The following is a 2,242-nucleotide window of genomic DNA, read 5'->3' on the forward strand; positions in this document are numbered from 1 at the left end:
AATTGTCGTGCGACAGGTATTCGTCAAATCCCATGGCTCGCGGGTTGGTCGGAGATTCCTTTTTAACCGGGCCCAGGTGCCACTTGCCGAAATGCCCGCATCGATAACCCGCATCAGATAACAAATGCGCGATCGTGATTTCCTGGGGACGGATCGACCAGCCAGGGGCGAAGGTGCCGTAGCGGTTGGGATGCCGCCCCGTCAGCACACTGCCACGGGTCGGCGAACACGACGGATGCCCCGAATAGAAGTGATCCAATCGCAACCCGCTTGCTGCCATCTGGTCCAGCACGGGCGTCTGCAAATACGGATGCCCGTTGTACCCCGTTTCACTCCAGCCGTGATCGTCTCCCATCAACAGAATGAAACTGGGGCGATCGTCCGCGTGGATTAACGAGCCGAACAAGAGGGCCAGGAAACACGCTGCGAGGCGGGGAAGGAGCAGGTTGGTTTTCATGTGGAGGTCCGTTGTGGTCGGTCTGTCGATCGATGGCATGGGGCACCCCGATAGGCTGTTCGGTGAGGCATTGATGTTTGTGTATTACACGGTTTCAGCGGAACGGCGCGAGCCCTCCCGTATTTGGGTGAAGCTGAGGAACCGGAGGGCTCGCGCCCTTCCGCTACCAAATGCTTCACAGCGTCACGTCGGTAGGTCACGCTGTGCGTGACGGCAGGTAGGTCACGCACAGCGTGACGATTGGCATGCACAGCATGCCCTACGAGACGACGCTTCATTTCACGTAATCTTTCCCCGACCAGCTGTCCAATACCGATCGCTGCCAGGCTTCAAGATCCGCTTTCATCTCCGCGACACGTGGCTGATCCGATTGGCTCAAATCCGTTTGCTCCATCGGGTCTTCCACCAGATTGTACAGCTCGTACTTCACCTGCTTCCCGTTCTGGATGCGGTGCAGTTTCCATGGCCAAGCATTCCAGGCCGCGTGGCCTCGCATGCCGTCTTCGCCGAACGTCGGAAACTCTTCCACGTTCTTCAAAATCCGTTCGGGATGTGGATTGGGCCGACCGGCTTGTTTGGCTTCCAAGAGCGCGCGGATGATGCGGTCGCTGTGTGTGCTCTGGCCTTGTGTGTGTCCGTGCCAAAACCCCATCGGGGGACGAACCGTTTGTTTGCCGGCCAGCACGTCGGCAAGGTCGATGCCATCGAGCTTGGGTTGATGTGCGACGTTTGCCCCGGCGATCGCCACGAGCGTCGGGTACAGATCGGCGGCAAACGCCGGGGTTTCGATCGACTGCGGACGGTACCGCGCCGGCCATTCCAAGATTGCCGGAACCCGCAATCCGCCTTCGTAGATGCTGCCCTTCTTGTTTCGCCCACCGGACGATTCAACGATCAAGCCGCCGTTGTCGCTGCAATAAAACAGCAGCGTGTTGTCGGCGATGCCCAGATCTCGCAATGTCTTTCGCAGCCGTCCGACCTGCTGATCCAACAGCGTGATCTCGCGAAAGTACCCGGGTTTCTTGGTCGGCTGATCGTTGTAGAGCGTCGCGGCGGCGGCGATTCCTTGCGGCAGTTCCTGTTGCGGGTCGTGCGGCGAGGGAAACCAGGTGACCGAAAACATCGGCCGATCGCCGCCGTGATGTTTGGTCAGAAACTCGATCGTCGCATCCATGCTGATCACGCTACCGGGACCCTGAAGATGCTCGTAGTTCCCGTTGCGGCTCAGGTACGGATCGTTGTCGAAGAAATTCAATCCCGAGAGCCATTCGTCGAACCCGGCCCCGCCCGGACTGGTCGGACTGTCCGGTTGCACCGAGCCGATGTGCCACTTGCCGAAATGTCCCGTGACGTAACCGGCATCGCCGAGCGCCTCGGCAATTGTTGTTTCGTCGGGCCGCATGTAGTGGCCGTGATTGGGAACGTTGGTGCGAAACGGATGACGCCCGGTCATCACACTTGCCCGAGTCGGCGAACAAACCGGTGCGCTGGCGTAGAACCGATTGAAGACGACTCCCGCTTTGGACATCGCGTCCAAGTGCGGCGTCTGGACGAATGGATGGCCGGTAAATCCGGTGTCACCATAGCCGTGGTCATCGGCCATCACCAGCACGATGTGCGGCCGCGCGGGCGACTCGGCTTTGAGTGACCAACTGCAAACGAGCTGTGAACAGAGTGCTGCAACAATGGCAAAGGAAAGGGTGCGTTTTCGGGCGGTCATCGGCAAGGTGGGTGGCGAGGTGGGAAGGGCGGAAACGATGAAGGCAGAATGATTCGGGGCAGAAT

General features: G+C 59.5%; 2 protein-coding genes. Both read right to left on the bottom strand.

Annotated elements, in window-relative coordinates; all coding sequences use genetic code 11:
• A partial coding sequence (locus tag ABX749_RS30300; protein ID WP_372899321.1) for a sulfatase occupies nucleotides 1-457 on the bottom strand: 457 nt, incomplete at its 3' end.
• Between the two features lie 274 nt (nucleotides 458-731).
• A partial coding sequence (locus ABX749_RS30305) for a sulfatase (RefSeq protein ID WP_372899322.1) occupies nucleotides 732-2,242 on the bottom strand: 1,511 nt, incomplete at its 5' end.

Origin of the sequence: Stieleria sp., assembly GCF_041595215.1 — a bacterium.
GTDB classification, from domain to species: Bacteria; Planctomycetota; Planctomycetia; order Pirellulales; family Pirellulaceae; genus Stieleria; species Stieleria magnilauensis.